This window comes from Salimicrobium humidisoli (assembly GCF_002295105.1).
Taxonomy (GTDB): domain Bacteria; phylum Bacillota; class Bacilli; order Bacillales; family Halobacillaceae; genus Salimicrobium; species Salimicrobium humidisoli.
The window spans coordinates 25,596-43,572 of record NZ_NSGH01000003.1 but is presented as its reverse complement, the minus strand read 5'-3'; the positions used below and the strand labels follow the sequence as shown (position 1 = coordinate 43,572).

Sequence of the window (17,977 nt, the reverse complement as noted above, 5' to 3'; positions counted from 1 at the left end):
TTGAACAATTCAATTCCAGAACTTACATTGCGGGATGGTATGACACTGCCGGCGTTGGGGTTCGGCACATACCGCCTGAACGGAAATGACGGAGCTGTCTCCATCCAAAGCGCTATTGACATGGGGTATCGCCTGATTGATACTGCATATAATTACGAGAACGAAGGAACGGTAGGAGAAGCAGTACGCCGGAGCAGCGTTCCAAGAGACGAACTCAGAATTACATCCAAACTTCCGGGGCGTTATCACGAGTACAATAAAGCTGTCGCTTCCATTCAGGAATCTCTTTACCGGGCCGGTCTTGAGTACTACGATCTCTACCTGATCCACTGGCCCAATCCGGAACAGAGAAAATACACGGAAGCATGGCAGGCGCTGATTGACGCTAAGAAGTGGGGGCTCGTGCGCTCCATTGGAGTCTGCAATTTTCTTCCGGATCACCTGGAGCAATTAATGCGGGAGACGGACGTCACTCCGTCCATTAACCAGATAGAACTTCATCCTTTTTTCAATCAGAGGGATCAGCTTGCCTATCATAAAGAAAAAGGTATCCAGACACAGTCCTGGAGCCCGCTCGCCCGTGTGACCAACATTCTGGGAAATGAGACGATACAATCCATTGCATCCCGTCATAAAAAAAGTGTGTCCCAGATTATTCTAAGGTGGCATTATCAGTTGGGGACACTCCCCATACCGAAATCCTCTTCCCCCGAAAGACAGCGTGAAAATATGAACATCTTTGATTTTGCGCTGGAGGAAGCGGAAATAAGAATTATGAATGAACTTACAAGAAGAGATGGCAGACTGAACGGGCAGAACCCTGCTGACTACGAAGAGTTTTTAAACAATTTCGAACCTTCATTTCCCTTGCACAACAGAGTTTCACAGCTCCCGGTACAGGGAAGCTGGATAGCATCAGGCCATCAGACGGAGGGTAACCATGGAAGAATTAACGGTTTCAATTATCATTCCTGCTTTTAACGAAGGAAATAATATAAACAGGATTCACAAAGAACTAAAAAAAGAATTTAGTTCTCTTCGGTATGATTTTGAGATAATATTCGTCGATGACGGCAGTAAAGATGATACACTTGCGAGAGTGCGTACGCTCGCATCGGAGTGTCCGGAGGTGAAATATCTTTCTTTCAGCCGGAACTTCGGTAAAGAGCCTGCTCTTATTGCCGGTCTTCAGCATGCCAAAGGGGGATCGGTCATTATTATGGACGCCGACCTTCAGCACCCCCCTTCCCTTATTCCCGAACTTATGGAAGGATTTGAGGAAGGCTTTCAGCAGGTCGTCGCCAGGCGGAACAGAGTAAAGGAATCCAAAGTACGTTCCTCCCTCAGTTCCCTTTACTATAAACTAGTCAATAAACTGGCCCAGGTGGACCTGGTTGACGGTGAAGGAGATTTTCGTCTTCTCGGCAGACAGGCAGTCGATGCCATTCTCGCTCTAAGTGAAGGGAATCGCTTTTCCAAGGGGTTGTTTTCCTGGATCGGTTTTGATAAAAAGGTAGTTAAATTCGATAACGTACAGCGTGATGAAGGGAATTCCACCTGGTCCCTCGTTGACCTGTTTGAATACGGTATAGAGGGAGTGCTGTCCTTTAACCAGCGGCCTCTCCGTCTCGTGTTTTACGCAGGGTTTTTCATCATGGGCCTGAGCCTTGTTTATATTCTGATCATGTTCGGCCTCATCCTCTCACGGGGGGTGGAAGTCCCCGGATACTTCACCACTATCTCCTCCATCCTGTTTCTCGGAGGGGTACAATTAATAAGTCTTGGGGTAATAGGGGAATATGTCGGAAGAATTTATATGGAAACGAAGAGACGTCCCCATTACCTGATCAAGGAAAGTAACACAGAAAGGGAGACCTATGAAGAAATGGAATAATGAATTCACCCGCTTCGTTCTCGTGGGCGGTCTGAACACAGCAAACTATTATATATTTTATCTGCTATTCTATAACGTACTGGAGCTTTATTATTTAATCTCCCACATACTCGCTTTTTTCATCAGTATGGTAATTTCTTTCTTCCTGAATGTGTATTTTACATACGGAGTAAAGCCGACCATTTCAAAGTTTTTACTGTTCCCTTTCACTCAGTTCGTTAACATGTCGGTTTCGTCACTTCTTGTTTTCGTGTTTGTCGACCTGTTCGGTTGGAATGGCAACATCGCACCTCTGGTTGCTGTGTTCTTTACAGTGCCGATCACATTCGTAGTAACCGGGAAAATTTTAAAAAGGTAGGTCAAAGGTAAGCATGACAAAAAAACAGCTGATCACGTTAGTAACCTTCAGTCTTGTCATTTCGGCACTGGCTCACGGCTTCTTTTTATATCAGTGGAGCGAAGGCCACTACATGGTAGGGCCGAATGACGGCCTGTCACAGATGGTCCCTTTTAAACAGATGCTTTACGAACAGTTCACCGGCGGGGATTTTTTCTACTCCTATCAATTCGGTCTGGGAGGAGATGTATACAGCCAGCTCGCTTATTATTTCAGCGTAAATCTTTTCTTCTATTTGACGGTGTCTGTTGTATTCCTGTTGGAAACATTTTCCGTCATCAGTGAACCGGACGTTTTGTTCTGGGCTCAGAGTGCCGTCTTTTTAAGTGTAATCAGAATGAGTTTCGTGATAATAACCACCACTTTTGTATTTCGTTACTTCACGGGCAAACTGGTTCCTTCTTTCGTGGGAGCTGTTTTTTTTGCCACTGCCGCGAAGTATTTTCAGCACGTCACATACTGGGAATTTTTCGGCGATGCTTTCCTCTGGCTCCCTCTGCTTATACTGGGGGCGGAGAAAGTCATCAGGGAAAACCGGCCCGGCTGGCTGATCACTGCGACAGCTGTATCCTTTTTCGACAATTTCTATTTCGCTTATATCAACGGGTTCTTTATAGTCATCTACATTCTTCTCAGGTGGCTGCTTCCTCTTCGTAAAAAAGAGTTGCCGAAATTCAGCCAGATCAAAGTCTACATAATGGCTGTGTTGCTCGGATTCGGCATAGGCTCTGCAGGTTTCGTTCCGGCAGTGAGGAGTTTTCTTCAAAACGTGCGTCCTCCCTATACCGATGAAATACCGCTGATTGAGAGCACTACGAATATTCTGTATGACAGCCTGTATTTAATGGTGCCTGCGTTATTTGTTCTAATGCTCGTATTAAGGCCCCTTTATAAAAATAAAAATTTCCGGTTCTTTGCGGTATTGGGTCTCATTATAATCGTCCTTCACTACATTCCGTATGCAGCCAGCTTCTTCAACGGTCTTTCTGCTCCGCAGCACCGCTATGAATATCTGGCCGCATTTGCAATCGGCGGGGCGATAGCCAGCGGTCTTCCCGAACTGCGGCGCATCAAAGGAAAGGAACTTCTTACAGGAGGGGCGTTTACAGCTGTATTATACGTGCTCTTTCTCGTAACGGATCACGGGCTTGCCTGGCCGGATGAATGGGCACTTCTTTTCCTGACGTGGGCAGGGTTTACTGTGCTTGCGGCTTTCGCAACGACCCGATATGGAAAAAAAGGATTCTTTTTTCTCATCATCGGGACGATTACATTTCAGCTGCTTTCCATGAATATGTATCAATGGGACAAACTATACACTGGAGGAGAAGTGTACAAGAGTTCAAAAGACTATATTACGAGCGAAGACTACAGAGGGAAAGAACAGCGGGAATTGATTGAACGGACGATGAAAGACGCCGGATTCTCCCGAATAAGCTGGATGGCAGACGGCAGGTACAACACACCGCTTATCCAGGATTTTTACGGGACGAGTGCATATTCAAGCATTTTGAACGGAAATTTATTGAATTACTATTATCATGATTTGGAAATTGATATGAAAAAAGAAAGCGTGAGCCGCTATGCCGGTTTCGGGGACCGGGCGAACCTGCACAGCCTGTGGCAGGGGGACTACTTTATGTACGAAAAAGATAGTGTGAAAAACGTTCCTTATGGTTTCAAGCCTGCTTCCGAGAGCGACAATTACATTATTTACAAAAACACGAACAGCCTTCCATTCGTACAGACTTCCGGAACTATTTACAGTGAAGAAGATCTCGAGGAAAGTCACCCTCTTGCGCGTGAAGCAGCAATGATCGATGGCATGGTAATAGAGGGAGCAAACAGCACTGCCGCCTCCCCTCCTGTCCGGAACAATTATATCGACAGTACGGAAATCACCACTTCAGGAGCCACTTACAACAATGACACACTTCACGTTCAGGAAAAAGAAGGCGGTATCGATTTAACTCTACCGGATTCCGTCATGAATTCCGATGCAGAAGATATTTACGTTTCTTTTTATCTTCTTAACAACGATGAAGAAGCGCCGTGGTTCGCCCTTTATGTGAACGACTTCCGGACGTCTCGCAAATCGGAGGATTCCATCTACAAAACGGACGTGAACGATATCACCATCCGTGTGCCAAAAGAAAAAGAAATATCGATTCGCATGCGCAAGGGAGAATATACTCTCAAAGACCTAGAAGTATACGCTGAAGATTATCAGAAACTGGAAGAAGCCGCAGCAAAAGAGAAGCCGGGGAATGTCGAAATAGACGATAACCATATCACTATAGACTCCCTGGACGTGGACGAAAAAGGCTATCTTTCCATCCCCGTCCCTTACGAGGAAGGGTGGTCCGTAAAAGTGGATGGAGAGAAAAGAGAAACCGTCCAGGCCAATTACGCCATGACCGGGACTGCTCTCAAACCGGGAGATGAGATAGTTGAATTCACTTATCGTCCCCCTTACTTCGATCTGCTGATTATCCTTTCCCTCATTTCTGCAGCAGCAAGCATAGGCTGGTTATTCATAAGAAGGAGAAAGATATAAGAACTCCCCGTTTAGTTTGAGCGGGGAGTTCTTTCGACTCTTTCCTTCCCTTCACAAGCTATTTTTGCTAACGAAGGGCACATTTTCCCCGTAAACGTGACCTTCATCGCAACTTTCCTGTCGTGAAGGTCAGGATAAGAGATTTCACCTTACCTTCAATCTGATCCGGCTTCCCTAAAGGAACGAAAAAAGGATACCGGTCAGAACGGCACACAATTCTTCCTGCTTCCAGCTAAAAATACAAAAAACCGGACTGGTAGGTCCGGTTCTTTCGTGTGCTATATTCTGCTTTTATTCGTTCCCGTTATTATCATTGGTCTCATCTTTCTTTTCTTTCTCCTGCTTTTCTTTCTTCTCGGCCCGTTCCTCCTTGAGCTGAAAATACGCTTCGGCCACGCGGGCACCGATGTGATAGTTCGGGGATACATCTGCCCCGGAATCAAGGTTAGGTACGATGACCGAAAAAGCGATCTCCGGATTCTCGGAGGGAGCGTATCCTACGAATGCTTTGTTCGTAAGCTCTACCCGGCGGGTGCCGTCCCCGGAGGAATTTTCCAGGTATTTGTCTGTCTCCGCGGTACCCGTCTTACCGGAGATGTCGTACTGTCTGTAACGGGCGCTGTTAAAAACGCTCGAAGCGGTACCTCCGGGAGTCTGCGTAACCATTTTGAACCCTTTCTGGACCCTTTCAATGTAGTCGGCATCCATGTGGAGACTGTTTTTGACATTCGGGGAGAAATCTTTGTAGATATCCCCGAGTTCTTTACCGGAACTTGTCGGTTCGTGGATGGAAGTGACGAAACGCGGCTGCATGCGGTATCCTCCATTAGCAATTGTGGAGACATACTGATTCAACTGCATCGCAGTATAACTGCTGTACTGTCCGATCGCTGAACGCATTACATCCGAGCCTGTAGGATCGCTGCCTTCAAGCCCCGTCGCTTCATAAGGAAAATCTATGCCGGTGGGCACACCGAGTCCAAACTGGTGGAAGTTGTATCGGATCAGCCGGTTCGCTTTCTCCTCATCCATCCTTAGCGGCTGGTTCGGCTTATAGTAGTAGTCTCCAAGACGCATAGCGATGTTATACATATAAACGTTGGATGAACGCTGCAGAGCCTGAAGATCATTCACGTTACCGAGTCTGGAATACGAACCCATATCTTCGGAATCAGGGAATTCGAGCGGCCGGTCCCGGATCGTCGTACCCGGGTCGATGACGCCTTCTTCGAGACCTGTGAGCACTGTGGCTCCCTTCACTACTGAACCGGGAAGATAAGCATTATAGACGCCCTGATGGGAAGAATCCGTGAATTTCTCTTCGTCTCCGGAAGGGCTTTTATTAACGGACTGCCCCGAAACCGCTAAAATCTCCCCTGTGTCCGGTTTCGATACTACAGCTACGGCATTTTCCAGATAAGAATTACCTGGTACAGCTTTCGCAAGCTCTTCTTTTACGATTTCATTTACACGCTTCTGGTATTCCATATCGATAGAAAGCACAAGATCTTTTCCGCTCTTTCCTTCGCGGATCACTTCGGTATCTACGACATTATTATTCCGGTCCGTCGTATGTCTTACTTTTTCTTTCACTCCCCGCAGTACTTCTTCATACTGCTGTTCAAGTCCTCTTGTACCTACGCGGTCATTACGGCTGTACCCGAGAGCGAGGAATTTTTCCAGTTTTTCACGAGGGACGCCCTGTTCACGGGTGGAAATGTTTCCAAGATAGCTTTTGAACACTTCTCCGTTCGGGTAACGGCGTTCCCAGTCCGAAGCCACGTTGATACCCGGGAGAGACGGGAGATGCTCTGCCACCCGGGAATATTCTTTTTCTGATATATTTTCATCTTTCACGACATGTGGTGCGAGAGCGTACGCTTTATTCAGTTCTTTATTGATGGCGATCACCTGCAGGGTTTCCCCTTTATAACTCTCCACATCCTCTTCCGTGATGGCTGCCAGCTGAGCCTGGTAGACCTCACCCGAGTCGAGACCCTCCATATCCTTATCCTCTATCCGCTCTTTAACCACGTCCGGGTTTTTCAGGAAAAAATATTCTTTCTTGTCTCTGAGGCGTATCCCTTTAGTATCAAGTTCGATATACTCGCTTAATTTTTTCGCCAGTTTCAGTTTGTCCTTTCCCTGAACCCCTTTTGGAGGAGTATATGTAATCGAATATTTGGAATCGTTCTCGACTACAATTTCCCCGTTTCTGTCGTACATCTCCCCGCGTGGCACCGGGGTATTGGTGGTTACGTTTTCCGTTCGGTCGATCTGATCCTGTGCCGATTCTCCGCTGAGAATCTGTATCACACCGAGCTGCAGGATAAGAACGGCGAACAGTGTAAAAACAACTAGAAATATGATGTTCAGACGGAATGATAAATGCTTTTTCTCTTTTTTACTCACGTATATATTTCCTTCTTTCCATGGGAGACTTTTTCCGTATCTGTATAGTACAGAAGGTCCGGCAGAAGCACTTCCCTGCTTCTGTTACCTGTTGTATCCACAACATATCTATCTGTCCTTCATTTTATCACGGAAGCCGATATTTTTCTTCCCGATTCCCTTTATTTCTTCTGTCCCGGTCACTGTTCAAACAAAAAAACAGGCAGCGGGATGGTCGTTTCCATCCCGCTGCCTGTTAAATAAAGCTACGTTTTCTTGAAGTATACGAATACTATCCCTGCATAAACCAGGAGCATGGCCGTTATAAGACCCATAGCTTCAACTACATCTGTACGATTATAGTGCCCTGACTGATCCAACAGAAAATAGAGTGGCCAGGATATGTAGGCAATCACTCCGATCCACATATAAAACTTCTTTCCTTCCATAACTCTTTCCCTCCTTCATCTACCGTTGCGGGAGTTATCAGCTTTATAAACCTTCCAATAAGTACCGGACACCTTGAATCAGCCATTTCCCTGTCAATACCATCCCCCGGATAAAGACGAGAATCAGCTCCGGAATCGACAATACGAGCTCGGCAAAGAAACGGCCGGAGGCACGAATGAACTTTCTCATCTTCTCAACAAGTCCTTCTGTGTTTGTCATATGAACTCCGCCTTTCCCACTTTAAGAAATACATACGAAGAGTAACTTAAAAAGTTTCAACGCCTGTTTCCGGCTCAACTTATTACTCTTCCTTTCCAGGTGGAGCTGCGAAGGAAAAACGTGCGTATGACCGAGCAGGTAAACAGACTGATGAAAAACAGGAAGTGAATCGGAAAAATCAGAGCATCCCGAAAACGGAAGTTCCCAATATCCCTCCAGAAACGGTACATCCATCCTGTCACAAAAGAATAGCCGATTACAGAAGCAGGTCCTGTTTTTTTCATTCTTGTAAGGAAAGAAACGACAGAAGAAATCCACACAGCGTTCCACAATGTCATCCGTAAAGAAGCGGAAGCTGCCCCTGAAGCGAAGCTTTTGGACCATCCGGCTGCCACTTCTTTCATATCTGCCTGATACATACGCATTGACAGAACCCCTTTTCCACTATAAGCGTGAACCGGAGCTCCCAGTGTTCCGGCTCTCCGTGAAAAAGCAAGATGCTCGGTGACCTCCCCTTTTATTGCCTCATGCCCTCCCAGCTGATGATACATGGCGGCCGGGAGCGCAAGGCAGGGACCGAACCCGCCCTGCACTCCTGTCTTTCTGCGCCCGATTTTTGTAATTCCTGTAGAAGCATAGACTACGGAATGAAAAACGGCCGAGAGTTTCTCGGGGAAGGACTTCATTACGTGATAGGGGTGAACGGTAAGCAACGCCTGCTTCTCTTCCACAAATCCCGTAATTTTCTCCATCCCTCCCTTCTCGAGCCACGTATCAGCATCAAGAAAGATCAGCGTGTCACCTGAAGCTTCCTTTGCACCGTTATGACAGGCCCATGATTTGCCCATCCAGCCTTCAGGGAGTTCAGGAGCGCGTATAACCTTCGCACCCGACTGTTCGGCAATCATTGACGTATTATCCGTCGATCCGTCATCAACTACTATCACTTCTCCCTGATCCGGCAGAGTCGGCAATAATCTTTTCAGGTTATGTTCCTCATCCCGGGCAGGTATTATAGCAGTGAAATTCTTCTTCCCCTGTTTCTGACGTTCAGGAAAAGAGACCCGGTGTCTGAACAGTCCCGCTGTCGTGAGCATTGCTGCAATCATCCAAAACATAAACACCCTCCTGTTCCGATGCAATCTTACCTTTCTCCTTCCCTTTAATTGATGTATATATGCTTACGACTGAAGAAATCAGGGTAAGGTAAAAAGAATACAGACAAAAAAGGCGGGATGAAGATGATGAAGAAAGCCGTAGCCACGACTATGCGACTTTTTCCGAACAAAGAAAGAAAACAGACGATGGTACCCTCTGAAGAAGTCGGTGACCGCAAAGATTTTCTCATCGATACTGAAATAACAGCCTCGGAGATCTCTATCTACTATCCGGCCATACATGAATACGACCCGCTTCCTGTGTACATAAATCTGCACGGTGGCGCATTCATCATGAGCGACAAAGACATGGATGACGCCTATTGCCGTCATATAGCCAACCATTCCCACTGTGCCGTCGTGAACATCAATTACCCGAAAGCTCCGGAATACCCTTTTCCATTACCACTGGAACAAATTTATGAAATCTGGCACTGGCTAAAGAGATACGCCCCTTCCTTATTTCTGGATGCCGATCGATTTGCGGTAGGAGGACAGAGTTCGGGCGGTAACCTCGCGGCAGCTCTATGTCTCTACCTGAAAGAAAAGGAAGAGGAACAACCGGTGCTGCAGATGCTCGCCTATCCGATGCTCGATTTCGTCACGTCCCATGCAGACAAACCGGAACCGGACAAGAACCGCGCCAAATTTCCGCAGGCTGCTCATTTTCTGAACGAATCCTACATTCCGGATCCCGGGGAAATGGGAAATCCTCTCGCATCACCCGTGTACGCCCGTGATCTTGAAGGCCTCCCTCCGGCGCTTATCCTTATTCCTGAATATGATGCTTTCAACCCTGAAGGAAAAAGATACGCCGCCAACTTATCTCAGGCCGGGGTTATGGTGAATCTGCATGAGTTCGAAGATTGCTATCATGCTTTTACGCATCTCGGTCCGGAACAGAAAGCCGAAGAAGCCTGGTCTCTCATTGAAAACAGGCTCGCCCTCGCCTTTTACGGCACCCGCTGACGTTTAATATTCCACGATCCGTGGTATACTGACTGTAATCATATGTAGGAAGGCAGGGGGACATTTGTGCAGAAACAGGATTTACCAATAGAAGAAATAGATAAAGCCGTTCCGGGGGATATTGTCGCATTTGAACGGGGCAATGAAACCTGGAAGGGTAAAGTAATCCCTTCCGGATGTACAAATTCTGTCGTCGTCGACCTCAGTATCATGGAGGAACTACCCGACAGAGATGTGGATTCTCACCTTACTTGTATCAACCACAGGAAATATACAATACTGAGTCGGGAAAGTCAGACCTGACTAAACAAACTCTGCTCCACTTATAACCAAAGTGGAGCAGAGTTTTTACGTGTTGTATTTTTTCATGAATCGGGAATCAATGAAGTGTTTCAGTGTAAAGCACCACTTCCCGTGTATCATCACATTGCCATAGGTCAGCAGACCCTGACGATTTCCAGTAGACAGGATTGCCATGTACTTTTCCGGCGGTTGAAAAGCAAGAAGTTCTTCGCTTCCGGTATGACGCTTGAGGTTCTCCCACAGTACAGGGGCTTCTTTTATCGCAAATACCCCGTTTTTCGGAATTCCTCCTTCTTCTAAAGTAACGCAGTCTCCGGCTCCGTAAATGAAAGGGTATTCGGGATTTCTTAAATATTTATCCACGAAGAGAAACCCTTTCGCGTCCACCTTCAAATTCGATTGTTCAAACAAGGAAGGTGCTTCCGCCCCTGAAAGCCACAACACACCCGAATGATGGACGTGACGTCCGCTGTCCGTCTGGAGAAACTCTCTTCCTATCTCTTCCACGCGCTCCCCTTTAATGATGGAAAGCCCTTTTCTCCGGGCCAGCTTTTCTGTCCGTCTGGAGGTTTTCGAACCGAATTCCTCCAGCAGATTTCCGGAGTCGATAAGCGTGACCCGCTGATGAGGCTGATGATTTTTTCTCCATGCGAGCATGGAGAGTGCGAGTTCCACCCCTGCTGCGCCTCCCCCGACCACTACAGGTGCAGGAGAACCCTTCAGTTCATCAATATTTTCAGTAAACACGTAGTTCGGTTTTACCGAATACACTTTTTCTGTCGGTTCCGGTATCTGTTTTACCCGGGAACCGACGTCGAAAGAAATGAGATCAAATGGATAGCCGCACTCGTCGAGGACGACTTCTTTTTTCACAGGATCCACCTCCGCTACCTCTCCTTTTATAAAGGAAGCACCGGCTTTGATGGATAATTCCTCGAGATTGATTGTGATATCTGACGCCGCATAGATCCCTTCCGTATAACCGGAAAACATTCCCGAGTAATACTGATGCACGGAAGGGGATATCATCGTCACCTCAAAACCGGGGTTTTCTTTTTGAAGTGCCTTTAGAATATATATGTGGGCGTGACCTCCTCCAATAAGCAGCAGCTTCTTCACAGGAACCACTTCAGATACCTGCGGGACAGTACGGGGGCTATGCCCGAAAACAGCTTTAGTCTCCAGTATTGACCGGAAACGGCCTCCAGAGCAGCCGGGTGGTTCGGATACGGATAGACCATGTCAGAGAGCTCTTTTATGTGTCCCCCTCTGTTCATGACGGCGATGACCGGCTGCATCCAGTCTCCAGCTCCCCTGCCAATGGCGTGGGCTCCGATAATTTTCCCCTTCCGATCCGTTATGATTTTTACAAACCCTTCGGTTGCATGCTCCGCTACGAACCGGTCCACTTCATTGAGACGGGTTTCGTACACGTATGCTTCCTCCACTTCTTCCCTGGTTTTACCCAGATGGAAAATTTCCGGGGTCGTGTACGTATTCCAGGGCATCGTTTCGTAGGACATTTTTCTTTTCAAAGAATAAAGAGCGTTCTGCACCACCAGCTTTCCATGTTCACCGGCTACGTGTGTAAAAGGCATATGGCCGGTTACATCACCGATGGCAAACACGTGGGGGTTCCCGGTCCTCATCGTGTCATCCACGTGAACAAACCCCTTATCGTCCAGAAACACTCCTGTTTCCGTCAGATTCATCCCTTCCGTATTCGGCTTTCTGCCTGCAGCGAGGAACAGTTTATCCGTCTCCAGTGACTGTTCTTTTCCATTTTTCGTGTAATAGACTTTCTTTCCGCCGTCGCTCACCTTTTCTACACGGGCTTCCGTAATAAACGTTATTTCCCGGGAAAGAATCTCCATCGCTTTATCTCTTATGGAAGGGTCCTCCTTTTTCAAAATGGTGCTCCCGCCTTCCAGCACAGTAACGTCACAACCGAGACGCGCAAAAGCCTGGGCGATTTCCAGCCCGACGGGACCGGCACCTATGAAAGTAAGGGAACGGGGCAGCTCGGTCTGCTGGAACACTGTTTCATTCGTCCAGTAATCTGCGGTTTCCAGACCCTCTATAGGAGGTTTGTTGACTGAGGAACCTGTAGCAATGACGATTTTTTTCGCTTCCAGGATAGTCCCCCCCACTTCCAGTCGCCTGTCCCCGAGAAATTCGGGTGATCCTTTGTAAACATCCACCCCCATCGTCTCGAACCGTTCTTTGCTGTCCGATTCCTGAACCGTCTCCACAGACCGGTTCACTCTCTCCATTATTTTTCCGAGATCCACCTCTCCGGAAGCCTCAACTCCCGCATAGGAATTATTACGTGCTGCATGAATTTCGTTCGCAGCTTCTATCAGAGCTTTTGAGGGCACACAGCCATAGTGTAGACAGTCCCCGCCGAGGGATTCCCTTTTCTCGATAAGAGCCGTTTTCGCACCAAGAGAGGCCGCCCCTGAGGCTACAGTCAGACCTCCTGCGCCACCGCCGATAATTATAATGTCATACATAGATATCTCATCCTTCCTTTAAATCTTTCTGCTACCGCAATATTCTTTTTGCTTCGAAGAGACGCTGCATTCCAGTAAAAGTCTCCACTGCAAAGTAGAGAAGTGTAATAAATAAAAGCCATTGCGGCAGAAGAATCATAAGGCTGAACAACACGAATCCTTCCGTTCGCTCCGCTACCCCTGCCTGATAATAAAACGACTTCATCCCCTGCTTTTCCGACACAGTCCCGACTGTGAGAAACACAGTCATGGAAAAGATGATGGAAACACTGAGAAGCAGGAGCGGCCACAGCACTTCCGCGTGCACGTAAGCGATGGCCAGAATGATGCCTATTTCAACAATACGGTCGAACGTTACGTCCAGTACCGTTCCAAAAGGGGAAGTCGTGGTCCGGCGCGCCATTGTGCCATCGACGGCATCCAGAAAACCCGAAAGCCATAAAAATAATACTGCCGCCCACGGGGCCCCGGCTATGTACCAGACAGCAGCACCTATACCTGTAAGGAAGGCAAGGACGGTTATTTGATCAGCCGTTCTTCCTTTCTTCAGGAACCAGTCGGCTGAATGCTCAATGAAAGGTTCTGCGTACTTCCTTGCGTGAGTATCAAGCATTTTCGTCCCTCTCTTTCCCGTCGGGCAGTCCTGCCCAGCGCCGTACTTTGTTTCTTAAAAAATAAATAATGATCATCAAAATGAGAGCACTGCCCGCCACTATACCCAGCAGCACGGGATCTCCGTTCAAAAGACTTGCGCCGACTGTAACATACATAAACGTCCCCGGGATGATTCCTATCATTGTTGCACTCAGATAAGAACGAAAACGAATGTTGAACCACCCTGACAGATAACTCAGCATTCCGAACCCTATCAAAGGTACAAGTCTCAGAACAAGCACGAATAAAAACCCCTGTTTTCTGACGATAGCCTGAAGTCGTGCCGTCGATTCAATATGTCTGAGGCTGGCAATTTTCTCACCAAGGACCTTCCCGACAAGATACCCGGCAGCAGCTGCTCCCGTTGCCCCCAGCCAGATAAACAGCACACCCGGCCATATCCCGTAAGTGATCCCCGCACTGAGGGAGAGCACGGAAGCGGGAAAGAAAACGAAGGGAGTCAAAATATAAAGAAGAATGAACAAAAGCGGAGCAGCCCATCCAAAAGAAATAACGAATTCCTTAATCTCCGAAGGTCCTATTTGCCAGCGGCTGTTCACCCACAAAAATAAACAGACGAACACCAGCGCCACTATGGCCGTGCGTAATTTCCGCTTCATCTTTCCTCCCGGTTCTGCTGGAACGTGCGGATATTTGAGGCGTCTGTACTTACATATACATTTTCACCTGTATGGAAATCATCAGGAGCAGGAAGCATGATATGTTCCTTCTCATCATCGAGAAAAATTTCCATGAAACGGTACCCTTTTACAAAGCGTGCACCTTCGATGATCCCTCTCCATTGAACTTTCTCCTCTATTTCTATGCGCTCAATGCTGAGGTTCCGCTTCGGAATGAATCTCGTTTCGTCAATGACCCATGCATCACCGAAGAATCTGGCTACTTCAGAAGTTTGCGGGCTTTCATACACTTTTTCGGGAGAGCCGATCTGTTCGAACGTCCCCTCACGGAATACCCCGATGACGTCCCCCACCTGCATCGCTTCGTCCTGGTCATGTGTGACAAATACGGCTGTAATGTTTTTTTCTTTCAATAACCGTCTCACCCATCGCCTCATTTCTTCCCGCAATTTCCGATCGAGACTCGAAAACGGTTCGTCAAGCAGGAGCAGTTTGGGAGATAGAATGAGACCTCTGGCCAGAGCGACGCGCTGCTTCTGACCTCCGGAGAGCTCACGGGGATATCGATTTTCATATTCAGGAAGTCCCACAATATTAAGAAAATCATCGATGCGCTTACGTTTTTCTTTTTTGCTTATATCCAGAAATTTAAGTCCGTAACCTACGTTTTCCCTTATTGTCATATGAGGAAAAAGAAGAGGCTCCTGAAAAACGAGACTGACCGGCCGTTCGTTCGCTTTCTTATGAGTCATATCGTCTCCGTCAATGGAAATCTCTCCAGCAGAAAAAGTTTCCAGACCCGCGAGACAGCGGAGAAGAGTGGTTTTTCCGCCTCCTGAAGGTCCTACGACACTGAATATCTCTCCTTCGTTCACTGAAAACGAAACGTCTTTCAGAACCTCCCCGGCATCGAAATATTTCGTTGCATCGCGGATCTCTATCATTTTATTCAAAACAGTTCCCTCCTCCCGGATTTTCTAGGGTACGGTAACAATCGGAACGCTGCGCCTGCAGTTATATAAAAAAGAAGGGGGAGGACGGCGAACCAGATAGAAAATGCCGCAATCAGCGTGGTATCGGCAGAATCCAGAAAAGGAAAATAAACCATCGCTAGAGTGACAACAGTACCGCCCCCGATAATAGAAGTAATAACATACTGGCTCAGACTGATGACGAAGGTGAGAAATATTACGCTCTGCACGGAAGGTTTCAGAAGCGGCAATTCAATATCGAAGAATGTTCTTCCGGCAGACGCACCGAGTGTTTCCGCCTGTTCCTGCATCCTTCTTCCGAGACTCACATAGCCATTCCGGAAAATCCTGATGCTGTAGGGAGCCGTCGGGACCAGATGAATGAGTATTACTCCGAGGGCTGTGTCAGCCAGCCCGATCCGTATCATAGCGATGTGAACCCCGAAAGTGATGGCAAGGATCGGTACGAGCAGAGGCATAACGAATAAGGTGTCCACCGCTGTTTTTCCTTGAAATGTATATAACGCCAGTGCCTTACCGGCGCTCATTCCCACTGCGATATTAATTACCGTTACGAAAAAGCCGATTATCAGAGAAGTGCCCGTAGCTTCCAGAAGCCTTGCTGTTTCAAACAGCCCTCTCCAGCCATACAGGGAAAATTCCGTCCAGCTTCCGGGTGATGTGAAACTTTGGAGAATCAGAATCCCTACAGGGGAAATTATAAATAACATAACGATGATCCAGAATAAGATTTTCTTCATACCTTCACAGTCCCTCAGTAATATTTCGGCGCATTTTGTTTATGAAATGAAACAACAGTAAGGAGATCACCCCTATTACTGTCGTCAAAAATACCATCGCTGCGAAAGCGAGCGGCCGCTCACTCCAGTCGCCGGAGTAAAACCAGTCGAAGGTAAGAATAGAAAGCATCTCCGGGAAAGTGGCTCCCACAAGCGCAGGGACTTCATAAGCACCGAACGTGAAAGCGAAAATGATGATTCCCGTTTCAATAAGAACCGGAGTGACAAACGGAAGCTCTGCATCGCGTATTTTAGAAAACCAGGAGCCACCGAGTGTTTCCGTTAAATCGTCATATAAACGATTTCTGGTCAGGTACACAGGCAACAACATCAAAATGACGAACGGAATCTCCTTTCCCATGTACGTAAGAATAATTCCGATACCTTCCGGGTCATTGGCGTATGCACGGTTCCCGGGCAGTAAACCGCTGACGAGGCCCCCTTCCTGAAAAAGAAGAAGAACCAGGTAGGCCCACACGAAATGAGGGAAAACCATCGGGAGCCATACCGTCAGTCTGCCTCCGGTACGTTCAAGCATCGGGACGAATGCTCTCGTGAAGAACCATCCGATAAGCAGGGAAAGGAAGGTCGAAGCTGCCGCTACCCATAAACTGTACAGAAAAGAGAGAAGAAAATCGGAGTGTGAAAACAGACGGACATAAACTTGACCGGTCAGCTTCCCATCCGGATAAACACTCAACCGGAAGGCAGACCATAGTCCGTACAATGGAAGGAGCAGGAACAGAAGAGCGGGGGTCAGCAGCAGCCACGGCTTTATTCTAGCGGACAACTTCATCTTCCCACGTCTCCGTAATCCACTCGACATATTCCGTATCCAGTTCAGGGAGATACGTTCCCTCCAGTTTCTCTGCAGCCGGCACTGTTTCTCCCCGGTCGAGTTCTTCAAATCGCTGTTTCATCTCTCCGGGAAGCTTATCCGTATCGATGGTTGTATTATCTCCCCACGAAGAAGGCTTCATTTTCTGCAGCTGTGCCTCCGGGGAGAGGAGGAAGTTGATAGCCGTTACAGCTCCCGGCACATTGGTACTGTTATAAGGAATAGAGAGGAAGTGTGTGTTGCCGAGCGACCCGGAATCCATCACGTATGTATCGGTGGATTCGGGAAAGACTCCATCATTTATGAGATGTTCACTTCTCGCTTCGTTGTACCCTAACGTCATAGATACTTTCCCTTCACTATACAAACGATCCAGCTCACTTAACGAGGCAGGGTAATATTCTCCCTTCCTGTACAGATCTGGCTCCCATTCTTTCAACTTTTGCCACATTCCATCTGCGGCTCTCTCTGCATCATTGCGGCTGAAAGCTCCTTCCGCTAAATCTTCGGGGTTCCCGGCCCCTGCAAGCATCATCTGCCTCAAAAATGCGTTACCGGTGAAGTCGGAAGGGTGAGGATATGTAAATTCTCCCGGATTTTCTTTCACCCATTTGCTCAGTTCTTTATAGGTTCTCGGCGGATCATCCACTTTCGCCCTATCGTACTGCAGAGCGAATTGGACTCTCCCCCAGGGGGCCTCCATTCCTTCTGTAGCTGTTCCGAAGTCGTGGGAATAATCGTCCCGATCATAGTATTCGTTGAAATTGGGCAGTTTTTCCGTAAATGCTCCGTAAAGCAGCTCGTTATTTTTGGCATTACGGAAATTCTCGCCGTTCAGCCACAGAAGATCCACCGTCCCTTCTTTCTTGCCAGCCTCACGTTCTGTTCTCAGTTTCTGTAAAATATCTGCGGTGGCCATCGGTGTTCTTGTAAGACTGATACCGAACTTCTCCTGAAGACGGGGGGCGACCCATTCATCAATGTAAGTGTTGATGCCGTCATCGCCACCCCACATGAACAGTCGTACCTCCGTACCGTCGGCCGCATCTTTGATTTCTTCAAAATTCCGGTTCGCGATGGTGCTACCTTTCTCCTCCGTATCCGTAGCACCGGCACACCCGGACAGGATGATCATTACGGCAATGATCCCTATTTTCATCTTCTCACCCTTTCCACATTACCTCCATTTTACCCTATCCCCGGTGGAACGAACACTCTGAAAG

General features: G+C 47.6%; 17 protein-coding genes and 1 pseudogene. 6 read left to right on the top strand and 12 right to left on the bottom strand.

Annotated features, from left to right (window positions below):
- The 4 genes and pseudogenes from CKW00_RS02565 to CKW00_RS02550 form a co-directional block, all read left to right on the top strand.
- Positions 1–840: pseudogene (locus CKW00_RS02565) on the top strand (aldo/keto reductase); the annotation flags it as partial.
- A 100-nt stretch (positions 841–940) separates the two neighbouring features.
- Entirely contained in the window at positions 941–1,894 is a 954-nt protein-coding gene (locus CKW00_RS02560; RefSeq protein ID WP_095821233.1) for a glycosyltransferase family 2 protein, read from the top strand.
- Positions 1,878–2,252, top strand: a complete 375-nt coding sequence (locus CKW00_RS02555; protein WP_095821232.1) for a GtrA family protein — start codon at positions 1,878–1,880, stop codon at positions 2,250–2,252. Before CKW00_RS02560 ends, CKW00_RS02555 begins: the two co-directional genes overlap by 17 nt.
- A gap of 13 nt (positions 2,253–2,265) precedes the next feature.
- Entirely contained in the window at positions 2,266–4,848 is a 2,583-nt protein-coding gene (locus tag CKW00_RS02550) for a YfhO family protein (RefSeq protein ID WP_095821231.1), read from the top strand.
- A gap of 291 nt (positions 4,849–5,139) precedes the next feature.
- Here CKW00_RS02550 and CKW00_RS02545 read toward each other — a convergent pair whose 3' ends face one another.
- From CKW00_RS02545 to CKW00_RS02535, 4 genes are all read right to left on the bottom strand, one after another.
- Positions 5,140–7,260 carry a peptidoglycan D,D-transpeptidase FtsI family protein gene (locus CKW00_RS02545; RefSeq protein WP_095821230.1) on the bottom strand — a complete coding sequence of 707 codons (2,121 nt, stop codon included), beginning with the start codon at positions 7,258–7,260 and terminating at the stop codon, positions 5,140–5,142.
- 245 nt (positions 7,261–7,505) lie between these two features.
- Positions 7,506–7,688 (bottom strand): hypothetical protein, encoded by a 183-nt coding sequence (locus CKW00_RS02540; RefSeq protein ID WP_095821229.1) that lies wholly within the window; start codon positions 7,686–7,688, stop codon positions 7,506–7,508.
- Between the two features lie 43 nt (positions 7,689–7,731).
- A complete protein-coding gene (locus CKW00_RS13645) occupies positions 7,732–7,908 on the bottom strand; it encodes a hypothetical protein (protein ID WP_158221264.1) in 177 nt (58 codons plus the stop codon).
- A gap of 74 nt (positions 7,909–7,982) precedes the next feature.
- Positions 7,983–9,026, bottom strand: coding sequence for a glycosyltransferase (locus CKW00_RS02535; protein WP_095821228.1), 1,044 nt, complete (start codon positions 9,024–9,026; stop codon positions 7,983–7,985).
- 117 nt (positions 9,027–9,143) lie between these two features.
- Here CKW00_RS02535 and CKW00_RS02530 point away from each other — a divergent pair, with 117 nt between their 5' ends.
- The gene (locus CKW00_RS02530; protein ID WP_332889026.1) at positions 9,144–10,034 is read left to right on the top strand and encodes an alpha/beta hydrolase; all 891 of its coding nucleotides are present in this window, start codon (positions 9,144–9,146) and stop codon (positions 10,032–10,034) included.
- A gap of 66 nt (positions 10,035–10,100) precedes the next feature.
- Complete coding sequence (locus CKW00_RS02525) at positions 10,101–10,337, top strand: YkvS family protein (protein WP_095821226.1); 237 nt, start codon at positions 10,101–10,103, stop codon at positions 10,335–10,337.
- Between the two features lie 45 nt (positions 10,338–10,382).
- On the opposite strand, the gene CKW00_RS02520 is transcribed toward CKW00_RS02525, so the two are convergent.
- From CKW00_RS02520 to CKW00_RS02485, 8 genes are read right to left on the bottom strand one after another with little or no spacing between them, the layout of a single operon-like run.
- Positions 10,383–11,456, bottom strand: coding sequence for an FAD-dependent oxidoreductase (locus tag CKW00_RS02520; protein WP_158221263.1), 1,074 nt, complete (start codon positions 11,454–11,456; stop codon positions 10,383–10,385).
- Positions 11,453–12,850 carry a dihydrolipoyl dehydrogenase family protein gene (locus tag CKW00_RS02515; protein WP_095821224.1) on the bottom strand — a complete coding sequence of 466 codons (1,398 nt, stop codon included), beginning with the start codon at positions 12,848–12,850 and terminating at the stop codon, positions 11,453–11,455. Before CKW00_RS02515 ends, CKW00_RS02520 begins: the two co-directional genes overlap by 4 nt.
- 31 nt (positions 12,851–12,881) lie before the next feature.
- Positions 12,882–13,463 carry a CDP-alcohol phosphatidyltransferase family protein gene (locus CKW00_RS02510; RefSeq protein WP_095821223.1) on the bottom strand — a complete coding sequence of 194 codons (582 nt, stop codon included), beginning with the start codon at positions 13,461–13,463 and terminating at the stop codon, positions 12,882–12,884.
- A complete protein-coding gene (locus CKW00_RS02505; RefSeq protein ID WP_095821222.1) occupies positions 13,456–14,124 on the bottom strand; it encodes a TVP38/TMEM64 family protein in 669 nt (222 codons plus the stop codon). The genes CKW00_RS02510 and CKW00_RS02505 overlap by 8 nt, the downstream gene beginning before the upstream one ends.
- On the bottom strand, positions 14,121–15,089 hold the full coding sequence (locus CKW00_RS02500) for an ABC transporter ATP-binding protein (protein WP_233129697.1): 969 nt from the start codon (positions 15,087–15,089) through the stop codon (positions 14,121–14,123). The genes CKW00_RS02505 and CKW00_RS02500 overlap by 4 nt, the downstream gene beginning before the upstream one ends.
- Positions 15,090–15,094: 5 nt before the next feature.
- The gene (locus tag CKW00_RS02495) at positions 15,095–15,877 is read right to left on the bottom strand and encodes an ABC transporter permease (protein WP_095821220.1); all 783 of its coding nucleotides are present in this window, start codon (positions 15,875–15,877) and stop codon (positions 15,095–15,097) included.
- A gap of 4 nt (positions 15,878–15,881) precedes the next feature.
- Positions 15,882–16,712: an ABC transporter permease gene (locus tag CKW00_RS02490; protein WP_095821219.1), complete on the bottom strand. Its 831-nt coding sequence runs from the start codon at positions 16,710–16,712 to the stop codon at positions 15,882–15,884.
- Positions 16,696–17,913 (bottom strand): ABC transporter substrate-binding protein, encoded by a 1,218-nt coding sequence (locus CKW00_RS02485; RefSeq protein WP_095821218.1) that lies wholly within the window; start codon positions 17,911–17,913, stop codon positions 16,696–16,698. Before CKW00_RS02485 ends, CKW00_RS02490 begins: the two co-directional genes overlap by 17 nt.
- Positions 17,914–17,977 lie beyond the last annotated feature (64 nt).